Annotated in this window: 18 protein-coding genes; 7 read left to right on the top strand and 11 right to left on the bottom strand. The window is 48.4% G+C overall.

The genetic code is table 11. From position 1 onward, the window contains the following. Nucleotides 1-38: 38 nt before the first annotated feature. Nucleotides 39-1,118 carry an LptF/LptG family permease gene (locus tag QVE43_RS08190; protein ID WP_038031760.1) on the top strand — a complete coding sequence of 360 codons (1,080 nt, stop codon included), beginning with the start codon at nucleotides 39-41 and terminating at the stop codon, nucleotides 1,116-1,118. A gap of 11 nt (nucleotides 1,119-1,129) precedes the next feature. Then, on the top strand, nucleotides 1,130-2,059 hold the full coding sequence (locus tag QVE43_RS08185; RefSeq protein ID WP_038031628.1) for a DMT family transporter: 930 nt from the start codon (nucleotides 1,130-1,132) through the stop codon (nucleotides 2,057-2,059). Nucleotides 2,060-2,072: 13 nt separating this feature from the next. Here QVE43_RS08185 and mazG read toward each other — a convergent pair whose 3' ends face one another. Continuing rightward, nucleotides 2,073-2,861: a nucleoside triphosphate pyrophosphohydrolase gene (gene mazG / locus QVE43_RS08180; protein ID WP_288005953.1), complete on the bottom strand. Its 789-nt coding sequence runs from the start codon at nucleotides 2,859-2,861 to the stop codon at nucleotides 2,073-2,075. Between the two features lie 47 nt (nucleotides 2,862-2,908). Here mazG and QVE43_RS08175 point away from each other — a divergent pair, with 47 nt between their 5' ends. Next, nucleotides 2,909-3,685, top strand: coding sequence for an alpha/beta fold hydrolase (locus QVE43_RS08175; RefSeq protein WP_288005950.1), 777 nt, complete (start codon nucleotides 2,909-2,911; stop codon nucleotides 3,683-3,685). Here QVE43_RS08175 and QVE43_RS08170 read toward each other — a convergent pair. Next, entirely contained in the window at nucleotides 3,682-4,383 is a 702-nt protein-coding gene (locus tag QVE43_RS08170) for an ATP-binding protein (protein WP_288005948.1), read from the bottom strand. The genes QVE43_RS08175 and QVE43_RS08170 overlap by 4 nt on opposite strands. A 192-nt stretch (nucleotides 4,384-4,575) precedes the next feature. On the opposite strand from QVE43_RS08170, the gene guaB reads away from it, so the two are divergent. Then, complete coding sequence (gene guaB / locus QVE43_RS08165; RefSeq protein ID WP_288005946.1) at nucleotides 4,576-6,045, top strand: IMP dehydrogenase; 1,470 nt, start codon at nucleotides 4,576-4,578, stop codon at nucleotides 6,043-6,045. Between the two features lie 132 nt (nucleotides 6,046-6,177). Here the strand turns inward: guaB and QVE43_RS08160 are convergent, their stop codons facing one another. The 4 genes from QVE43_RS08160 to QVE43_RS08145 all read right to left on the bottom strand — a co-directional run bounded on the left by QVE43_RS08160 (nucleotide 6,178) and on the right by QVE43_RS08145 (nucleotide 9,732). Beyond that, nucleotides 6,178-6,705: a hypothetical protein gene (locus tag QVE43_RS08160; protein WP_288005943.1), complete on the bottom strand. Its 528-nt coding sequence runs from the start codon at nucleotides 6,703-6,705 to the stop codon at nucleotides 6,178-6,180. Nucleotides 6,706-6,827: 122 nt separating this feature from the next. Then, nucleotides 6,828-7,370, bottom strand: a complete 543-nt coding sequence (locus tag QVE43_RS08155; protein WP_288005941.1) for a hypothetical protein — start codon at nucleotides 7,368-7,370, stop codon at nucleotides 6,828-6,830. 122 nt (nucleotides 7,371-7,492) lie between these two features. Beyond that, nucleotides 7,493-8,026, bottom strand: coding sequence for a hypothetical protein (locus tag QVE43_RS08150; protein ID WP_288005939.1), 534 nt, complete (start codon nucleotides 8,024-8,026; stop codon nucleotides 7,493-7,495). A 17-nt stretch (nucleotides 8,027-8,043) separates the two neighbouring features. Beyond that, on the bottom strand, nucleotides 8,044-9,732 hold the full coding sequence (locus tag QVE43_RS08145; RefSeq protein ID WP_288005937.1) for a hypothetical protein: 1,689 nt from the start codon (nucleotides 9,730-9,732) through the stop codon (nucleotides 8,044-8,046). A 185-nt stretch (nucleotides 9,733-9,917) separates the two neighbouring features. On the opposite strand from QVE43_RS08145, the gene QVE43_RS08140 reads away from it, so the two are divergent. After that, entirely contained in the window at nucleotides 9,918-10,646 is a 729-nt protein-coding gene (locus QVE43_RS08140) for an SIMPL domain-containing protein (RefSeq protein WP_288005935.1), read from the top strand. Nucleotides 10,647-10,718: 72 nt separating this feature from the next. On the opposite strand, the gene panB is transcribed toward QVE43_RS08140, so the two are convergent. From panB to QVE43_RS08115, 5 genes are all read right to left on the bottom strand, one after another. Further along, nucleotides 10,719-11,534: a 3-methyl-2-oxobutanoate hydroxymethyltransferase gene (gene panB / locus QVE43_RS08135; RefSeq protein ID WP_038028258.1), complete on the bottom strand. Its 816-nt coding sequence runs from the start codon at nucleotides 11,532-11,534 to the stop codon at nucleotides 10,719-10,721. A 36-nt stretch (nucleotides 11,535-11,570) separates the two neighbouring features. Next, the gene (locus QVE43_RS08130) at nucleotides 11,571-12,767 is read right to left on the bottom strand and encodes a murein hydrolase activator EnvC (RefSeq protein WP_288005931.1); all 1,197 of its coding nucleotides are present in this window, start codon (nucleotides 12,765-12,767) and stop codon (nucleotides 11,571-11,573) included. Continuing rightward, complete coding sequence (locus QVE43_RS08125; protein WP_288005929.1) at nucleotides 12,760-14,106, bottom strand: dihydroorotase; 1,347 nt, start codon at nucleotides 14,104-14,106, stop codon at nucleotides 12,760-12,762. The genes QVE43_RS08130 and QVE43_RS08125 overlap by 8 nt, the downstream gene beginning before the upstream one ends. 3 nt (nucleotides 14,107-14,109) lie before the next feature. Beyond that, nucleotides 14,110-15,102 carry a GTPase ObgE gene (obgE, locus tag QVE43_RS08120; RefSeq protein WP_038028890.1) on the bottom strand — a complete coding sequence of 331 codons (993 nt, stop codon included), beginning with the start codon at nucleotides 15,100-15,102 and terminating at the stop codon, nucleotides 14,110-14,112. A gap of 141 nt (nucleotides 15,103-15,243) precedes the next feature. Continuing rightward, nucleotides 15,244-16,212 (bottom strand): arginase, encoded by a 969-nt coding sequence (locus QVE43_RS08115; RefSeq protein WP_288005926.1) that lies wholly within the window; start codon nucleotides 16,210-16,212, stop codon nucleotides 15,244-15,246. Between the two features lie 159 nt (nucleotides 16,213-16,371). On the opposite strand from QVE43_RS08115, the gene QVE43_RS08110 reads away from it, so the two are divergent. Further along, nucleotides 16,372-17,769, top strand: a complete 1,398-nt coding sequence (locus QVE43_RS08110; protein WP_038028265.1) for a decarboxylase — start codon at nucleotides 16,372-16,374, stop codon at nucleotides 17,767-17,769. A gap of 64 nt (nucleotides 17,770-17,833) precedes the next feature. Further along, on the top strand, nucleotides 17,834-17,959 hold the full coding sequence (locus QVE43_RS08105) for a hypothetical protein (protein ID WP_262509230.1): 126 nt from the start codon (nucleotides 17,834-17,836) through the stop codon (nucleotides 17,957-17,959). The last annotated feature ends 12 nt before the right edge of the window (nucleotides 17,960-17,971 follow it).

Genomic DNA, 17,971 nt, shown 5'->3' with positions numbered 1-17,971 from the left:
CGTTGGGCTTATTTGATTTTCAATATTTTCCCGGATGTATGCTAAAACTTCTTGACAAATATATTCTGCGGCAGTTTCTGGTGACTTTCGTTTACGTGGTGTTTATTTTCATTTCCATCATCGTGGTGATTGACATCATAGAGAAGTTGGAAGACTTCCACAACATGCCTGCCACGGTGGAAATGATCATTACGCAGTATTATCTGAACTTCATTCCCTACATTGCCAACACCATCAGTCCCATCATGGTGTTTATTGCCACGGTGTTTGTGACCTCGCGCATGGCCAACCGCACCGAAATCGTGGCTATTCTGAGTAGCGGGGTGAGTTACCTGCGCTTTTTGCGCCCTTATTTGATTGGCTCTTCTATTTTGGCGGTCATTACTTTTTATCTTATCAACTGGGTTATTCCGGATGCCAATAAGGTACGCGTCGATTTTGAAAACACCTACATCAAGTCGCGCTACTATTTTGATCAGCGCAATGTGCACATACAAGTGGCGCCGGAAGTGTATGCCTACATGGAGAGTTACGATAATATTTACAACATCGGCTACCGTTTCACACTGGAGCGTATTCGTGACGGGCAGCTGCTCGAAAAACTGGAAGCGCCGCGCATCGTTTGGGACAGCACCAAAAACAAATGGCACGTTGACCGCTACACGTTGCGCAAAATCGATGGCATGAAAGAAGAGCTTAGCTTTCATGACGGTATGGACACTACTTTGAATCTTTCGCCCGAAGACTTTCAAAGCAAGCACCTGTTCAATGAAAAGCTGACTTTGCCCGAACTGAATGAATACATCGCTTTGCTGAGGTTGCGCGGCTCTGAAAATGTGCAAATGTATTTGATTGAAAAGTACCTGCGCTTTACCTATCCCTTTGCCATGATTATTCTGACGGTGATAGGGGTGCTGGTGTCTTCGCGCAAAAGCCGGCGGGGCGTAGGGGCGCAAATTGCCTTGGGTTTCGTTCTGGCTTTTGTGTATATTCTTTTCTTCATCCTGAGCCGGGCGATTGCCAATGCCGGCAACATGCCGGCTATGTTGGCGGTGTGGTTGCCCAATCTCATCTTTGCGGTGATTGGTTTCTTTATTTACCGTGTAACGCCTAAATAAGCGCTTCTTTTATGAAAGCAGACTGGAAAGACTACTTGCACTTGCATTTTATTGTTTTCATTTGGGGGTTTACGGCAGTGCTGGGCGACCTCATCAGCATTCCGGCGGTGGAGCTGGTTTTCTGGCGCACCTTGCTTGCCTTTGCAGGGATGGCTTTTTATATGCGCTGGCGCAAGGTGCCTTTGCGTCTTGAACGGCGTGCTTTGCTGCCTATTTTCTTAACCGGCAGTTTGATTGCTGCCCACTGGATTTTGTTTTTTGCCGCTACCAAGGTGGCCAATGTGTCTATTTGTCTGGTGGGTTTGGCATCGGTTACCTTATGGACAAGCCTTCTGGAGCCGCTCATCAACCGGCAGCGCATTAAGTTGTTGGAAGTGGTCTTGGGTTTGATTATGATTTTTGGGCTTTACCGGGTATTTGCCGCGGAGTTTTCCTATGCTTTGGGCTTGATATTTGCCGTGGCATCGGCTTTTTTGGGTGCACTTTTTGGTATTCTGAATGCCCGGCTTGTGAAACAATACCACTATTATTCCATCACCTTGTATGAGATGTTGGGCGCTTGGGTTACCTGCGTGTTGTTTTTGCCTGTGTACAGGTTCTTTTGGGTGGAAGAACTGCAGCTGCTGCCTACGCCTGCCGACTGGGGCTATTTGCTGGCTTTGTCGGGTATTTGCACCGTCTATGCTTTTTCGGCAAGTGTGAAGTTGATGAAAAAATTTACGGCTTTTGCAGTGAATTTGACGGTAAACTTGGAGCCGGTTTATGGCATTCTGCTGGCTTTTTGGTTGTTGGACGAAGCCAAATATTTGTCAGAAGACTTTTTTGTAGGCGGCGCCATCATTTTGGGGGCGGTGTTTGCCTATCCGGTGCTGAATTACTGGTTCTATGGGCGAAAAAAGAAGGCGCACATAGAACCTATGCGCGCCACACATATTGAATAGCCGTTCACTTGCACTACTGCTCTGTTTGCTTGGCTTCATTCCATAGGGCATCCATTTCGGCCAAGGTCATGTCTTGCAAATGGCGCCCTTGCTCACGGGCTTTCTGTTCCAGGTATTGAAAACGCTGTATAAACTTGCGGTTGGTGCGTTCGAGAGCGGTTTCGGGGTTGAGACCTGCCAAACGGGCGTAGTTGATAAGGGCAAAGAGCAGGTCACCAAATTCGGCTTCCGCTTGCTCTTTGTCTTTGAGCTTGCCTTCTTGCAGATGGGCTTTGAATTCGTGCAACTCTTCTTCCACCTTGTCGAGTACTTGCACGGCTTCGTCCCAATCGAAGCCTACGGCACGGGCTTTCTCTTGTATGCGCATGGCTTTAATCAAAGCCGGCAGCGATTGGGGTACGCCGGAAAGCACAGACTTTTGCCCTTCGGCTTGCTTTAACTGTTCCCAGTTCTTTTTTACCTGTTCTTCGTTGTCGGCTTGCACGTCGCCGTAAATATGCGGATGCCGGCGAATCAGCTTTTCGCAAAGTTGCTCGATGACATCGGCAATATCGAAGGTTTGGGTTTCGGAAGCGATGCGCGCATAGAAGACGATATGCAGGAGCACGTCGCCCAATTCCTTTTTGATTTCTTCCATGTCTTTCGAAAGGATGGCATCCGACAGCTCATATACTTCTTCGATGGTCAGGTGGCGTAGGCTGTCGATGGTTTGCTTCTTGTCCCAAGGGCATTTTTCGCGCAGTTCGTCCATGATATCCAATAAACGTCCGAATGCGCGCAGTTTTTCTTCTTTTGTGTGCATGATTTTTTAAATTAGCCGGTGCGACAAATTTAGTGAAATTCAACTGTATGGAATTGCTTCATTATAGAACCTATGGCGAGGGTCCGGCAATTGTATTGTTGCACGGCTTCTGCGAAAGCGCTTCTATCTTCAAACACTTTTTGCCTTCGTTGACGGCGCATGGGCGGGTGATAACCATTGACTTGGGAGGCTTTGGGCAAAGTGCCGGCCGCCTGCCCCAACCGGTAACCATGGACAGCATGGCACAACAGGTGGCTGCCGTGCTCGACCATCTGTCAATAGAAAAAGCTGTCTTCATCGGGCATTCACTGGGCGGCTATGTGAGCTTGGCATTTGCCGACCTTTATCCCACAAGGGTTAGAGGCTTGTGTTTGTTTCATTCTACAGCCCTTGCCGACAGCGAAGAGAAAAAACGCACACGCAACAAGGTGATTGAGTTCGTGAAAAAGGTGGGTGTGCCCGTGTTTATCGATTCTTTCGTGCCGCCCCTGTTTTATGAAGGACGGCGCGAAGAACTGAGCGACTACATAGAAGTATTGAAGGCAGAAGCAGCCCAGACACCGCTGGAATCGGTGGTGGCAGTAACCGAAGCCATGCGCGACCGCCCGGCAAGGCTGCATGTATTGGAAAAGGCAGATTATCCTGTGTGTTTCATCATCGGGAAGAACGATGCAGCCGTAGCTTTGGAAAGCTACATGGAGCAAATTGCACTACCTAAGCAGAGCACTGCCCATTTTTTGGGAGAAACCGGGCACATGGGCATGTTTGAGCGCCCGCAAGAGTGTTTGCAGTTTTTGCGTGCCTTTGTGGAGCAGTGTCTTTAGCAGTCCGGTGCCAAGTCGGCAAAAACAAAAGCATGTTCGCGCCGGCTACCGTCTGCCAATGTATAGGTATAGTGCTTTTGTTCGGTGCCTTGACACACCACGGGCAAGGGGGCTGCAAAGAAGCAGGCATCGTACACGAAGGTATGGAACTCGCCTTTTTCCCCGAACATGTCCACGCCGGGGAATTGGCGGGCATAGTCGGCAGGTCTATAATCTTTGCCTGCTACACCGGCGGGCAACTTGTCCAGGTCGGCAGCACATATGACCGCCCGTATGCCTGTTTCTTCAAAAAGCTGTGACAGCTGCCCATAGGGCATTTGCCAAAGGGGAAACAAGGCTTGCATACCGGCTTTTTGGCACAAGCTTAGGCGGTAGGCTTTCAGGTCTTCGAGGTGCAGGTCGCCAAAAGCAACATACTCGAATCCTTCGTCCTTTATTTGCTGGTAAAATTGCAGCATGCTTTGTTCGTAGGCTTGGTTGTCGGCTGCGGCAGGCACATGTATGAGCTGCAAGCCAACGCCCATAGCTTGTGCTTGTGCTTCGATGAGTGCCACAGGCACACCATGCATGCTTACACGCCCAAAGGACTCACTGACGGCGCAGTGCAAACAGATACGGGCTTGCGGATACAGACGGCGCAAGTGGGCATAGCACAGTGCCGAATCTTTGCCACCGCTCCAGCTCAGGTGAATAAGCATAGGTTCAGGCAGTTTCCGGATAATATAGCAAGTAGAGATAAAACTGCAATTTGCCTAAAGAAATCAAAAAAGCACAAGGGACTGTGCAAGAAGTACACTTCCTGCTAAAATCTTTTTAATCAACTGTTTTAATAATCGAAAAAAGCCATCTATCTTTGTCCGGCAAATAAAGGATTTAAACTTTTATTTGCCATGTCTGAAAACAGCAAAATTCTTTACGAAGCACTCACCTACGACGATGTGCTTCTGGTTCCCGCCTATTCCGAAGTACTTCCCCGCGACGTCAGCACACGCACACTTCTTACGCGCGATATCGAGCTGAATATTCCCATTGTGGCCGCAGCCATGGATACCGTTACCGAGTACCGCTTGGCTATTGCCATGGCACGTGAGGGTGGTTTGGGTTTTATTCATAAAAACATGCCCATAGAAGCACAAGCCGAGCAGGTGCGCAAGGTGAAGCGTTCGGAAAGCGGCATGATCATCGATCCCGTAACCTTGCCTGCCGATGCCACCTTGGCAGATGCGCAGCGTATCATGAGCGAATTCAAAATCGGAGGCATTCCGGTGGTAGATAAAGAGGGGCGCTTGATGGGTATCATCACCAACCGGGATTTACGCTTCCAAAAGAAGCTTTCGCGCCCTGTGAGCGAGGTAATGACCAAAGAAAACCTGATTACGGCTTCGGAAGGCATCACGCTTGAGCAGGCCGAAGAAGTGTTGCAAGAGCATAAAATAGAGAAACTGCCCATTGTCAACAAGGAGGGCATATTGGTAGGGCTGATTACTTACAAAGACATTATGCGCCGCCGCAACTATCCGAATGCCTGCAAAGACCATTTGGGGCGCTTGCGTGTGGGGGCTGCCGTGGGGGTTACGCACGACATCCTGGACCGCGTGGCTTTGCTGGTGAAGGCAGGCGTGGATGTCATCAGCATAGATACCGCACACGGGCACTCGCGTGGGGTGCTCGATGCCGTGAAGAAAGTGAAGCAGGCATATCCCGATTTGCCGCTGGTTGCGGGCAATGTGGCTACCGGTGCGGCAGCTAAAGCTTTGGCAGAAGCCGGTGCCGATGCCGTAAAAGTAGGGGTCGGACCGGGCAGCATTTGCACCACGCGCGTGGTGGCAGGCGTTGGGGTACCACAGCTGAGTGCCGTAATGGAAGCGGCTGCCGCCTTGAAAGGTACCGGCATTCCGGTGATTGCCGACGGCGGCATTCGTTATTCGGGCGATGTGGTGAAAGCCCTGGCGGCAGGTGCAAGCACTGTGATGATTGGTTCGCTGCTGGCAGGTACCGAAGAGTCGCCCGGCGATGTCATCATTTTCGAGGGGCGCCGCTTCAAGACCTACCGTGGCATGGGCTCGCTCGAAGCCATGGAGGCCGGGTCCAAAGACCGTTATTTCCAAGATGTGGAAGACGACATCAAAAAGCTGGTGCCTGAAGGTATTGTGGGGCGCGTGCCTTACAAAGGCACTGTGGGCGAAGTGGTTTATCAGCTGGTAGGTGGTTTGCGTGCCGGCATGGGCTATTGTGGTGCCAAAGACATAGCCGCCCTGCAAGAAGCCAAATTTGTGCGTATTACCAATGCCGGCGTGCGCGAAAGCCATCCGCACGACATCATCATTACGCGCGAAGCGCCTAACTATAGCACACGCTAAGTACGTTTCACCTATGTGAGTTTGTCAAAGCCATGGCAGCTTGTATGTCATGGCTTTCTTTCTACAGCACTGCCCTTATAAAAAAGCCGCCCCTTTTAGCGGGGCAGCGGGGGTTTTTTGTATGCTTTTTATTTATAGCTTCATGCAGTATACAGGAATAAATTCTACGCGATAAATCACCGCTTTGTCTTGCAGTTTTTCGACTACGAAGAGGGGCCTGTTGTTTTCTTGGCATTTGAGAAAGAAAGAACACATATGGTCTTGTAATATTTCATCTCCGTTATAATCGCTCAATATTAATTGAGCCAGTTCAGCCGGGGACATCACGGGCAGGTTATCGAGTTCAGAAAGTGGCACCTCCCGGTGCATATTGGGTTTTTTCCCGCGCAGGCGGGCATCAAATGCGGTGGCAAATACTGCATCGCTACTACCGGGATAGCTTGGGATTCGAAAAGCAAAAGAGTAGAGGATTTTCAACGAATCCCCAAAAGGACCGGGTTCATTGAGAAGTAGCGGGCGTCTGGGGATATTGACCAGCTTGGCACCTTGTCCGGGTGTGTCTTCCAAGAGCATGTATAGCGGGGCGTTGTCTTGGGCGTGTGCGTATTGAGCGAGGATATACAGGAGGCATAACAGTAATAGTTTATTGAAGGTTTTCATAGGGCTATTCTGTTTTTATGAATTTAGCAAAAACGGACGAAGCATTAAACATTCATTTAATAAATGAAAAAAGCCGCCCGGTGAGGGGCGGCAGGATGAAGGGGGCGTATATCTTTTTCTATTTATAGCTTTATGCAGAATACAGAAATAAATTCTACGCGATAAATCACCGCTTTGTCTTGCATTTTTTCGACTACGAAGAGGGGGCTGTTGTTTTTTTGGCATTTGAAAAAGAAAGCACACATATGTTTTTGTAACATCCTGTCTCCGTTATAATCGCTCAATATTAATTGAGCCAGCTCAGCCGGGGACATGACCGGCAGGTTATCGAGTTCGGAAAGTGGTACTTCCCGGTGCATATTGAGTTTTTTCCCGCGCAGGCGGGCATCAAATGCGGTAGTAAATACTGCATCGGTACTTCCTAAACCTGTTTTGCCGGGATAGCTTTTGATTTGAAACGTAAAAGAATGGAGGATTCTCAACGAATCCCCAAAAGGACCGGGTTCATTGAGTGCTAAGTAGAGAGTATTGTTCTTATACAGCCTGGCAGGCTGTCCGGGTATGTCTTCCAAGAGTATGTATAGCGGGGCGTTGTCTTGGGCATGTGCGTATTGAGCGAGGATATACAGGAGGCAGAACAGTAATAGTTTATTGAAGGTTTTCATAGGGCTATTCTGTTTTTATGAATTTAGCAAAAACGGACGAAGCATCAAACATTCATTTAATAAATGAAAAAAGCCGCCCGGTGAGGGGCGGCAGGATGAAGGGGGCGTATATCTTTTTCTATTTATAGCTTTATGCAGAATACAGAAATAAATTCTACGCGATAAATCACCGCTTTGTCTTGCATTTTTTCGACTACGAAGAGGGGCCTGTTGTTTTTTTGGCATTTGAAAAAGAAAGCACACATATGGTCTTGTAGTATTCTGTCTCCGTTATAATCGCTCAATATTAATTGAGCCAGCTCAGCCGGGGACATGACCGGCAGGTTATCGAGTTCGGAAAGTGGTACTTCCCGGTGCATATTGAGTTTTTTCCCGCGCAGGCGGGCATCAAATGCGGTAGTAAATACTGCATCGGTACTTCCTAAACCTGTTTTGCCGGGATAGCTTTTGATTTGAAACGTAAAAGAATGGAGGATTCTCAACGAATCCCCAAAAGGACCGGGTTCATTGAGTGCTAAGTAGAGAGTATTGTTCTTATACAGCCTGGCAGGCTGTCCGGGTATGTCTTCCAAGAGCATGTATAGCGGGGCGTTGTCTTGGGCATGTGCCATGCTCATCTTGCATAACACAAGTAAAATAAATAACAAGCGTTTCATGACTTATTCGATTTTTTTTAAAGTTTGACATTAGAATAGTATAAGATAAATTGAATAGCACCTTGATACCAATCATAAGTGTCTTGCGATTGTTTTACTTCCATCATAAACAGGGCGGTATGGTGCAGCCCCGCCCAAGCGGCTAAAAGGTAGTCTTGCATAGTAAGTGGATTAGGATAGTTGGGCGATCTTTGCCCGTTATCTTCATCTATTACCCACATGACCTGTGCCATTAAATCGCGGTATTGCAGCGCAATCAAGCAATGGTGTACATGGCTGCGTGTATTAGACTCAATATCCTCATACTCGGAAAAATTACTTGGGTCGTATGTTTGATAGGCATTTTTTAAATAGTGGTTGTCAGGCAGCAGGGAAGGATCATCCGCTGATTGTCCGTTGGTAGCTTCAATAAAATCTTTGAATATTTTTGCATGGGCTGCTTCGTGAACAATAGAATGTGCCACCAAGGCTTTTGTGGGTTGAGGGGTAAACAGTTCAGGGGTAAGGGCTACGGTTATTTCCCATTTTCCATTTTTAAAGCTAACCTGTGTAAATCCCCCCAATTTTTCACCATTTTGTGGTTGTTCAGGATGAGAGGCAATGTCTAACTTATAAGTGATGTAATCGCTTTCCAAATCGTGAATCAACGCTTGAAACTCCGGCACTTCCATCATTTGCTGCCATAGTTCCTGCAAGCCCGGTTTGCTCAGAAAAGCCTCTGTGGGAGTGAAAGGTCCGAAGTCAATGGGGTTGCCCGGCAGTGGGTTGTCCGGGTTTTTGATAGGCGGAAGCTTCGGATGGGTGTCACCGGGGTCCATAGGTGGCAGCTCAATGCCATCTTGCCAGCCGGGATTACCACTGCCGGAACCCCCGCCAATGAAGATGCCGCCCCAATTACCGCCATAGTAGCCGCCGGAACCACCACCGGTGCTCCCCCCGGCGCTCCCGCTTGCACCACCGCCACCGTTGTTGTTGCAAGGATCTGAATCAGGAGAAGCTATCTCGACCACTCCTTTTGAGCTTATCCATGTACCGGATTCACTTATTTTACACCAAGTGGTTCCATTACATGTAACTGTAGCAATGCATCCGGGATCATCTGCCGTGATATTTCTCGCTATTTGATACGCCTTTTCTTCGCTAAACTTGCCATGAGGTTTTCCCTCAAGTTTCTGCAAGAGGTGGTAGTTCATGTCGTACAGAAATAAGCTGCCGCTAAAGTCGCCGGTGTAACTGCTTGCTTCGATGAGCAAACGACTGCCTTGACTGGTTAAGGTTTCCTTGTCGGTTGCCAGCTCCACAATGTGGGCGTTGACTACTTGTTTGTGCCGGTCAAACTCCACACGTAAGCGCCGGCGGAAGGCTGTGAAGTAAAACACACTCAGAGGTCTGTGCAAGGGTACCAGCAGTACAGCATTTCCTGCTTGATTGTAGTAAAGCTCTGCCTGCTGCCATTGAGGATAAAAGTAACTTTCCAATTTTTCCTTTTCCTCTGCCGGCAACAGGGAGTGGTAAAGAGGTACTCCGTCGGGTAGTGGATTGTGCGCCCAAGGGTCTGGTGGCAAGGCTTCTTGCGCCAGCTTTACGTAATAAGCCACTTGGTTTTGCGGCAGCAGTTCAGGCGTCTGCCGGAGACCACAACCATAGAGAAGGAGGATATAAATTACCCCCCCCATTTTCCATAGATGGTGGAATTTGTGTTTCATTTTGTATTTTGATTTTTGGTTTGATAATGCAAGTGTAATAAAAAATCATTTTTTACAATTTTTCACTTTGTTATTTTTTTGTAAAAAAATCATTTGAAAACCTATTTGCCTCATCTCCCTGTTACACATCTTTTTTGTACCTTGTCTTGTCAGCGAAACAAACACCCTTTTAACCGGTCTGTCGTATGCGTTACCTCCCTCCTGCCTTAGCAATAGGCGTCGCTGCCGTGGTGTCGGCGCTTATTTTGTCTTATACTTACCTGAATCGCTATGCCTACCAAGATACCATAGAGGTGATTGGCTTGGGCAGCAAGGATTTCAAGTCCGATTTAATCGTGTGGCGGGCGTCGTTTTCGCGTAAAGCGCCTACTATCAAAGAGGCTTATGCCTTGCTGGATGAAGACCGGGCATTGGTGATGGCTTTTTTACAAGAGCAAGCCGTAAAAAAGGAAGAGTTCGTTTTTTCGCCTATAGCCATCAGCAAAGATTTCGTTTACAGCTATGATGACCGTGGCAGGCAGTATTCTACCTTTAATGGCTATGTGTTGTCGCAGACACTTACCATTGAGTCGAAACGGGTAGATGCGGTAGAAGACATCATGCGCAATATTACGGGCTTGATACAACGTGGGCTGGAGGTCGTATCTTACGAGCCGGAGTATTACTATACGAAGTTATCGGAACTGAAAATTCAGATGATAGCCGAAGCTACGAAAGACGCCCGCCTGCGTGCCGAAAAAATAGCGCAGGAAGCAGGTGCTTCTTTGGGCAAGTTGAAAGGTGCCCGTATGGGAGTGTTTCAAATTACGGCACAAAACAGCAATGAAGACTATTCGTGGGGTGGGGCTTTCAATACTTCGTCTAAAATGAAGACGGCCAGCATTACCATGCGCTTGACTTTTGAAGTGGACTAAGCGGCTTGTGATGGAAAGCCAAAAGGACTGCCGGCATGACAGCCCTTCCGGCTTAAAAGCAAGCAATGGCAATCAATAACTTTCCGATTCGTTGGGAAAATCGACCGCTTTCACATCCTTGATGTATTGCCCTACTGCTTCGGTGATGATGGTGTGCAGGTCGGCATAGCGGCGCAAAAAGCGCGGGTTGAAGTCTTTGTTGATGCCCAGCATGTCGTGCAGCACCAGCACCTGCCCATCTACATCGGGACCGGCACCAATGCCAATAACCGGGATATGCAGTTGTTTGGCTACACGTGCAGCCAGTTGGCGGGGCACCTTTTCCAGCACGATGGCAAAACAGCCGCACTCCTGAAGCATGAGTGCATCTTCTATGAGTTTTTGTGCTTCGGCTTCTTCTTTGGCGCGCACGCTGTAAGTGCCAAATTTATAAATCGATTGGGGGGTAAGCCCCAAATGCCCCATCACAGGAATGCCGGCACTCAGAATGCGCACGACCGATTCTTTGATTTCCGAACCACCTTCCATCTTGATGGCATGCCCACCGGACTCTTTCATGATGCGGATGGCAGAGCGCAAGGCTTCGGAGGAGTTCCCTTGGTAAGAGCCAAAAGGCATATCGACCACCACCAATGCACGCTTGGCGGCACGCACCACCGACGATGCGTGGTAAATCATTTGGTCAAGCGTGATGGGGAGGGTGGTTTCGTGCCCTGCCATCACATTGGAGGCAGAGTCGCCCACCAGAATGACATCGATACCGGCGGCATCTACCAGCTTTGCCAAGGAGTAATCGTAGGCAGTAAGCATGCTTATTTTTTCCCCGTTTTGCTTCATGGCTTGAAGCGTGTGGGTGGTGACGCGTTTCACTTGTGAATGTACAGACATAAGCTTGCAGTTTTAAGTTAGAGCAATCGATGAAAGTTATTTTTTAGCCAGCCACTCTTCGGGATTGAGCGGCGTTTGGTTTTTATAAACGTAGAACTGAATGGTCGTAACGCCGTCGTGGTCAGTGAGGGCTGTGCCCAGTTTTTGCCCTGTTTGCACCTCTTGCCCGTCTTTTACCAACACTTGCGACAAATTGCTGTAGCTGGTAAAGTAGTTTCCATGGCTTATCATCACGGCATAGCCGTGCCCGGGTACGGTGAACACTTTTTCCACTTTGCCGCCAAAAACGGCATACACACTTTCGCCCCTTTGTGTTTGAATTTTTACGCCATAGTTGTTGACGTATATTTTTTCCAATACGGGGTGTTCACTAATGCCGAATGGTTGGGCAACGAAGCCTACTTTCACAGGCCATGGCAGCTTGCCCCGGTTGGCTTCAAACGATTTGGCTACGGCAGCGCCTTCCGGCGTCAATACCATCTTTTTGCCTTCGCTGTCGCCGCTTTTTTTGATTTCTTCTTTTACTGCAGCTACAATCATCTCTTCGAGCTGTGCCAGTGCCCTCTGTTCTTCTTGTAGCTTGGCACGGAGTTCCCGCTCGCGCTTGTTCAATGCTTCGATGGCTTTGTCTTTCTCTTCTCTGAGTTTATTGAGCTTTTCCGTTTCTTGTTCCAGGAGGCGTAGCGCTTGCTCTTTTTCTTTGCGTTGTTGGGTAACCCGCCGGTTTTCTGCCTCCAGCATTTGTTTGGTTTTGGCTATTTCTTCAAACTGAATGGCGCGTATGTTGGAATACTGACGCAGATAATTCAAGCGCCGGAAGAACTGATTGAAGGAGTCGGAAGAGAAGAGAAAGGTCAGTTTATTGTAAGACGAGTGAATTTTGGATGCCTGATAAATCAGGTGGGCGTATTCTTTCTTCATGTCGGCGAGGTCACGCTCCAGCGCCGATATGATCATTTCGGTTTCGCTAATATTGCGGTTCAGGTATTGTATTTCTTTGCGGGTGTTGCGAATCAGCTCTTCGCGGTTGCGTATGGCTGCGTTGATGGCGTTCAGCCGGCCCAAGCTGATGCCTTTCTCCTGGCTGGTTTCCCGTAGGATGCGGTTGGCTTCTTCTATTCGCTTGAGTTGCTCGAGACGCCGCCGCTCCAGCTCTTGCTTGCTTTGGGCAAGCAAGCAAGAGGCCTGCAGGAACAACAGCAAAGACAATATGGTGCCAAGACACTTAGTCACGGTCAAACAGGAGTCTTTCACCGGTGATGGATTCGTCGAATTGCCCGTTGGCATAGGCCAGGTGTCCCGAAACAATGGTGTGTGTGATGGTAGCCGGGAAGGTAAAGCCTTCCAGTGGCGACCAGCCACATTTATAATGTATGTTTTCTTTTTCGATGGTAAAAGGCGCGTTCATGTCGAAGAGTACAAGGTCTGCCCAGTAGCCTTCACGCAAGAAGCCCCGCTCGCTAATATTGAAGCAAGTGGCAGGGGCATGGCACATCTTTTCCACTATCTTGGGCAGTGTAATCCAGTCTTGGCGGGCAAAGTGCAGCATAATCAGCAGGGAGTGTTGCACCAAAGGCAAGCCGGAGGGGGCTTCCCAGTAAGAGCGCTGCTTTTCTTCCCATGTGTGTGGGGCATGGTCAGTGGCTATCACATCGAAGTAGTCTTCGTGGAGGGCAGTCCACAATGCCTCCCGGTGTTTGGCTTCTTTAATAGCCGGGTTGCACTTGATGAGATTGCCCATCGGCTCATAGTCGTCTTTTGAAAACCACAGATGATGCACACAGACCTCTGCGGTGATGCGCTTTTCATGCAGTGGCGTTTGGTTATCAAAAAGGAAGACCTCGTCGCCGGTAGATATATGTAAAATATGAAGACGGGTATTGTATTTCTTTGCCAGCTCTATTGCCATGCGCGAAGACTTAAGGCAGGCTTCCACATTGCGAATTTCGGGGTGGATGGAAGCCGGTGGGTTTTCGCCGTACTTCTCACGGTAAGCAGCCATGTTGGCACGTATGGTGGCTTCGTCTTCACAGTGGGTAGCAATCAATAGGGGCGCTTCTTTAAACAGGTTTTCCAATGTGTGGTAATCATCTACCAGCATGTTGCCCGTGGAGCTGCCCATAAATACTTTAATGCCGCATACACGCTTGGGGTCGGTGCGCAGTACCTCGTCGAGGTTATCGTTCGAAGCCCCCATGTAAAAGGAATAGTTGGCCAGCGAACGGCGTGCCGCTATTTGGTATTTTTCTTCGAGCAGCTCTTGGGTAAGAGTAGGCGGCTTGGTATTGGGCATTTCCATGAAGGTGGTTACGCCGCCGGCAACGGCCGCTTTGGCTTCGGTATATATTTCGGCTTTATGAGTGAGCCCGGGTTCACGAAAATGCACTTGGTCGTCAATAACGCCCGGCATGAGAAACTTGCCGGCGGCATCAATGACTATATCGGCTTGTAAGTGGCTGAGGTTGTCGTCGATGCGTTCGATGCGTCCGTTCTTTACGAAAACATCTGTTTCAAAAATACTACCTTCATTGATAGCCCGGCAGTTGAGTAAAAGAATGCTTTTGCGACTCATATGTTAAGAATGTAATTGTTTCCAAATAATGTCTTTGAGTAGTTGCAGGTTTTTGCCTGTTATCGAAGATATGAAAATAGACGGAATATCGGTAGGGAGTGTTTGGCGTATTTCTTCTTCCAGCTCGTCGTCCAGCATGTCGGATTTAGAAATTGCCAATATGCGTCGCTTGTCCAACAACTCAGGATTGTATTTTTCCAATTCTTTGAGCAAAGTATGGTACTCGGCTACTATGTCTTGGGCATCGGCAGGCACCAAGAAAAGCAAAAGCGAGTTGCGTTCAATGTGGCGCAAGAAGCGAATACCCAAGCCCTTGCCTTCGGCAGCGCCCTCAATAATGCCCGGAATGTCGGCCATGACAAACGACTGGTAGTCGCGGTAAGGCACTACGCCCAGGTTGGGGGTGAGGGTGGTAAACGGATAGTCTGCAATTTCGGGTTTGGCCGCCGAGACAGCCGAAAGCAGGGTAGATTTGCCCGCATTCGGGAAGCCCACCAAGCCCACATCAGCCAGCAGTTTCAGCTCCAGGATAATCCATTTTTCAATGCCCGGCTCACCGGGTTGGGCGTAGCGTGGTGTTTGGCGTGTCGATGATTTGAAGTGTTGGTTGCCCAAGCCACCACGCCCGCCGGGCAACAGTATTTTTTCTTCGCCGTCTTCGGTGATTTCAAGCAGTATTTCGCCGGTTTCCGCATCGCGTGCGATGGTGCCCAAAGGTACTTCTATGATTTCGTCTTTACCACTGGCCCCTGTTTTGTTGTTTCCCGCACCGGGCTGTCCGTTTTCGGCACGTATATGTTTGCGGTATTTCAAATGCAGAAGCGTCCACAGTTGCGCGTTGCCACGCAAGATGATATGTCCACCGCGTCCACCGTCGCCTCCATCAGGACCGCCCTTATTGATGAACTTTTCGCGATGGAAATGCACGGCTCCTGCCCCGCCTTTACCGGAGCGGAAGCATATCTTAACGTAATCGATGAAGTTAGGTGAACTCACAGCCTTTTGTATTTTATGTACAAAGGTAAGCAAAAGTTGAGTGAGAGTAAGAAAAAGGCTTATGTTTCAGATGAAAGGCAAAAAAAAGCTGCCTTTCATCTTTGAAAGACAGCCTTGAAAAAGCACGCAGCGGTGGCGGCATCAACTAAGCACCGCCGCCGCTGCTTTTTCCAGTGCCTGTATGGCCGTTTGTAAAATGCCGAAGGCTACTTCTGCCATGCGGTTGCCTTTGTCATCCAAGGTGGGGTTGATTTCCACCATTTCCCAGCAAACTACTTTTTCATTTTCGCACAACAAACGGTTGATTTCTTGGGCTTCTTCTGCGGTCAGTCCGTTGGCTACGGGGGTGCCGGTGCCCTTTGAAATGGCGCTGTCCATACTATCCACATCAAAAGATACGTAAACAATATCGCAGTTTTCCAGGTATTGAAGTGCCTGGTTCACGGTGTGTGCTGCCCCATGACGGCGCACGTCTTCTACCGATATGTGTGGAATATGATTCCTTTCAATAAGGAAGGCTTCTTCCGGCTCGAAGCTGCGCAGCCCGATAAATACAATGTCTTCGGGCAGTATGTGTTTGCCGCCGGCCAAGTCTTTTAATTTGTTCCAGCATTCAATGGTTTCTGCTTGCGGGTCATTGCGCTTGCAGGCCAGGTTGTCTTCGCCCAGTGCCAATGCCAGGGGCATGCCGTGCATGTTTCCGGAAGGGGTCGTATAAGGCGAATGCAGGTCGGCATGGGCATCGATCCACACTACGCCCAGGCGCTTGCCGGGATAGGCGCGCATCAAAGCAAAGATGGTGGCGGCAGCCGTAGAGTGGTCGCCTGCCAACACTACATTGCGGGTATAGGTGCGCAACGATTTCTCTATTTCACGGCTGATACCATGGGCAATGCGTGTATAGGCGTCGATATAATGTGCATGACGATAAGGGCTTTCGTCATAGAGCACATCGTTTTCATGGGGAACGTATTGGATAGGATAATGTTTAAACAAAGGATTGTGTTGAGTCCAGCCCACGACCTTCAATGCCTCTATGCCCAAGCTGGCACCCCGTGTGCCTGCCCCTATTTCCGAAGGTACACCTACTATATTTACTTTGCGTTCCATAACTATGTTGTTTTTTTATGAGCTTGCTACATATCTGAAAAGAAAAAATAAGGTACTACTCAAATGAAATGAGTATTTACAGAAACAAAAGCGTTTTACTTTTCAGAATTTAGCTAAATTCGTGTCTCTGAATGAGTGGCAAATAACTAATAACGTGCAATGAAAACATACCGTGAACTGATTGAACAGACCTTTTACTTTCCCACCCAAGAGTTTCGGGTTGAAGACGATGAACTGCTGTTTAACGAAGTGCCTTTAATGGAGCTGGTAAGCACCTATGGCACGCCTACCAAGCTGACTTATTTGCCGAAAATTAGTGAAAAGATTCAAGAAAGTAAAAGGTTATTTAATAATGCCATTAAAAAGTATAAATATTCCGGGAATTACACCTACTGTTACTGCACGAAGTCGTCGCACTTCTCTTTTGTGATAGAAGAAGCTTTAAAGAACGATATACATCTTGAAACGTCTTCTGCCTACGATATTCCTATCATTTGGAGCGTTCACCGCAAAGGACTTTTCGGCAAAGACCGTTACATTGTATGCAACGGCTACAAACGGCCGCTATACACACAGTATATCCGCGAGTTGTTGGAAGCCGGTTTCGAAAACTGCATTCCGGTATTGGATAATTTGAAGGAAATAGATGCTTATGAAGATGTGGATGTAAAAGAAGTGAAGTTGGGCATCCGCATTGCTGCCGACGAAGAGCCGAATTTTGAGTTTTACACTTCCCGTTTGGGCGTGCGTTATAGCGACATTGACCGCCTCTATCGTGAGCGCATTGCGCACCACCCGAAGTTTAAACTCAAGATGCTACACTTTTTCATTAACACGGGCATTAAAGATACCGCGTATTACTGGAGTGAGCTGAGCCGCTTTATGTATAAATACTGCGAGCTGAAAAAGGTATGCCCCGACCTGGACACCGTGGATATAGGTGGTGGTTTTCCCATTAAGAACTCTCTGCAGTTTGAATATGATTACGAGTACATGATTGAACAAATTGTATCCAACATTAAATGGATATGCGAGAAAAATCATGTGCCCGTGCCCAACATATTTACCGAGTTTGGCTCTTTTACCGTAGGTGAAAGCGGTGCTGTTTTGTACAAAATCATTGACCAAAAGTTGCAAAACGACAAAGAGCTGTGGTATATGATTGACGGCTCTTTCATTACGCACCTGCCCGATGTATGGGGCATCAACCAAAAATTTATTTTGTTGCCCCTGAACCATTGGGACAAGCCTTTCCATAAAGTAAACCTTGGCGGCCTGACCTGCGACAGCCTGGACTACTACAACTCCGAAGCGCACAGCTCCGAAGTGTTCTTGCCGGTTATCGAAAATGAGGATGAACCTTTGTATATAGGCTTTTTCCATACCGGTGCTTATCAAGAGTCGTTGGGCGGCTATGGGGGCATTCAGCATTGCCTGGTGCCGGCGCCCCAGCATGTCATTGTTGACAGAGACGAGCAGGGAAAAGTGCGCTCCCGTCTGTTTGCGCCTGAGCAAAGCAGTGAATCTATGCTGCGTTTGTTGGGATATACTTCCTAATTAGGCGCGATTTTTGTAACTTAATACCTCGTATTCCGTTTGTGTAAAAAAATCAGAAAGTGTTATGAAGAAGTTCGTTGCTTTTTTGCTTCTTGCCGGGCTGTTGGGGCTTTCCTCCTGTGCAAAACGCTATACTTGCCCTACTTACATTAAAGATACGAAGACCGCCAAGCAGGAGGTGCGCTCTTAAAGTGAAGCGCCT

Source organism: Thermonema sp., assembly GCF_026003375.1.
Taxonomy (GTDB): domain Bacteria; phylum Bacteroidota; class Bacteroidia; order Cytophagales; family Thermonemataceae; genus Thermonema; species Thermonema rossianum.
Note: the sequence above shows the minus strand (reverse complement) of the source record. Positions and strands in the feature narration are given on the sequence as shown.

Bases quoted from the DNA above. Each gene is read 5' to 3' on its own strand.
- QVE43_RS08190 (WP_038031760.1), top strand. From the start codon at position 39: ATGCTAAAACTTCTTGACAAATATATTCTGCGGCAGTTTCTGGTGACT.
- QVE43_RS08185 (WP_038031628.1), top strand. From the start codon at position 1,130: ATGAAAGCAGACTGGAAAGACTACTTGCACTTGCATTTTATTGTTTTC.
- mazG (WP_288005953.1), bottom strand. From the start codon at position 2,861: ATGCACACAAAAGAAGAAAAACTGCGCGCATTCGGACGTTTATTGGAT.
- QVE43_RS08175 (WP_288005950.1), top strand. From the start codon at position 2,909: ATGGAATTGCTTCATTATAGAACCTATGGCGAGGGTCCGGCAATTGTA.
- QVE43_RS08170 (WP_288005948.1), bottom strand. From the start codon at position 4,383: ATGCTTATTCACCTGAGCTGGAGCGGTGGCAAAGATTCGGCACTGTGC.
- guaB (WP_288005946.1), top strand. From the start codon at position 4,576: ATGTCTGAAAACAGCAAAATTCTTTACGAAGCACTCACCTACGACGAT.
- QVE43_RS08160 (WP_288005943.1), bottom strand. From the start codon at position 6,705: ATGAAAACCTTCAATAAACTATTACTGTTATGCCTCCTGTATATCCTC.
- QVE43_RS08155 (WP_288005941.1), bottom strand. From the start codon at position 7,370: ATGAAAACCTTCAATAAACTATTACTGTTCTGCCTCCTGTATATCCTC.
- QVE43_RS08150 (WP_288005939.1), bottom strand. From the start codon at position 8,026: ATGAAACGCTTGTTATTTATTTTACTTGTGTTATGCAAGATGAGCATG.
- QVE43_RS08145 (WP_288005937.1), bottom strand. From the start codon at position 9,732: ATGAAACACAAATTCCACCATCTATGGAAAATGGGGGGGGTAATTTAT.
- QVE43_RS08140 (WP_288005935.1), top strand. From the start codon at position 9,918: ATGCGTTACCTCCCTCCTGCCTTAGCAATAGGCGTCGCTGCCGTGGTG.
- panB (WP_038028258.1), bottom strand. From the start codon at position 11,534: ATGTCTGTACATTCACAAGTGAAACGCGTCACCACCCACACGCTTCAA.
- QVE43_RS08125 (WP_288005929.1), bottom strand. From the start codon at position 14,106: ATGAGTCGCAAAAGCATTCTTTTACTCAACTGCCGGGCTATCAATGAA.
- QVE43_RS08115 (WP_288005926.1), bottom strand. From the start codon at position 16,212: ATGGAACGCAAAGTAAATATAGTAGGTGTACCTTCGGAAATAGGGGCA.
- QVE43_RS08110 (WP_038028265.1), top strand. From the start codon at position 16,372: ATGAAAACATACCGTGAACTGATTGAACAGACCTTTTACTTTCCCACC.
- QVE43_RS08105 (WP_262509230.1), top strand. From the start codon at position 17,834: ATGAAGAAGTTCGTTGCTTTTTTGCTTCTTGCCGGGCTGTTGGGGCTT.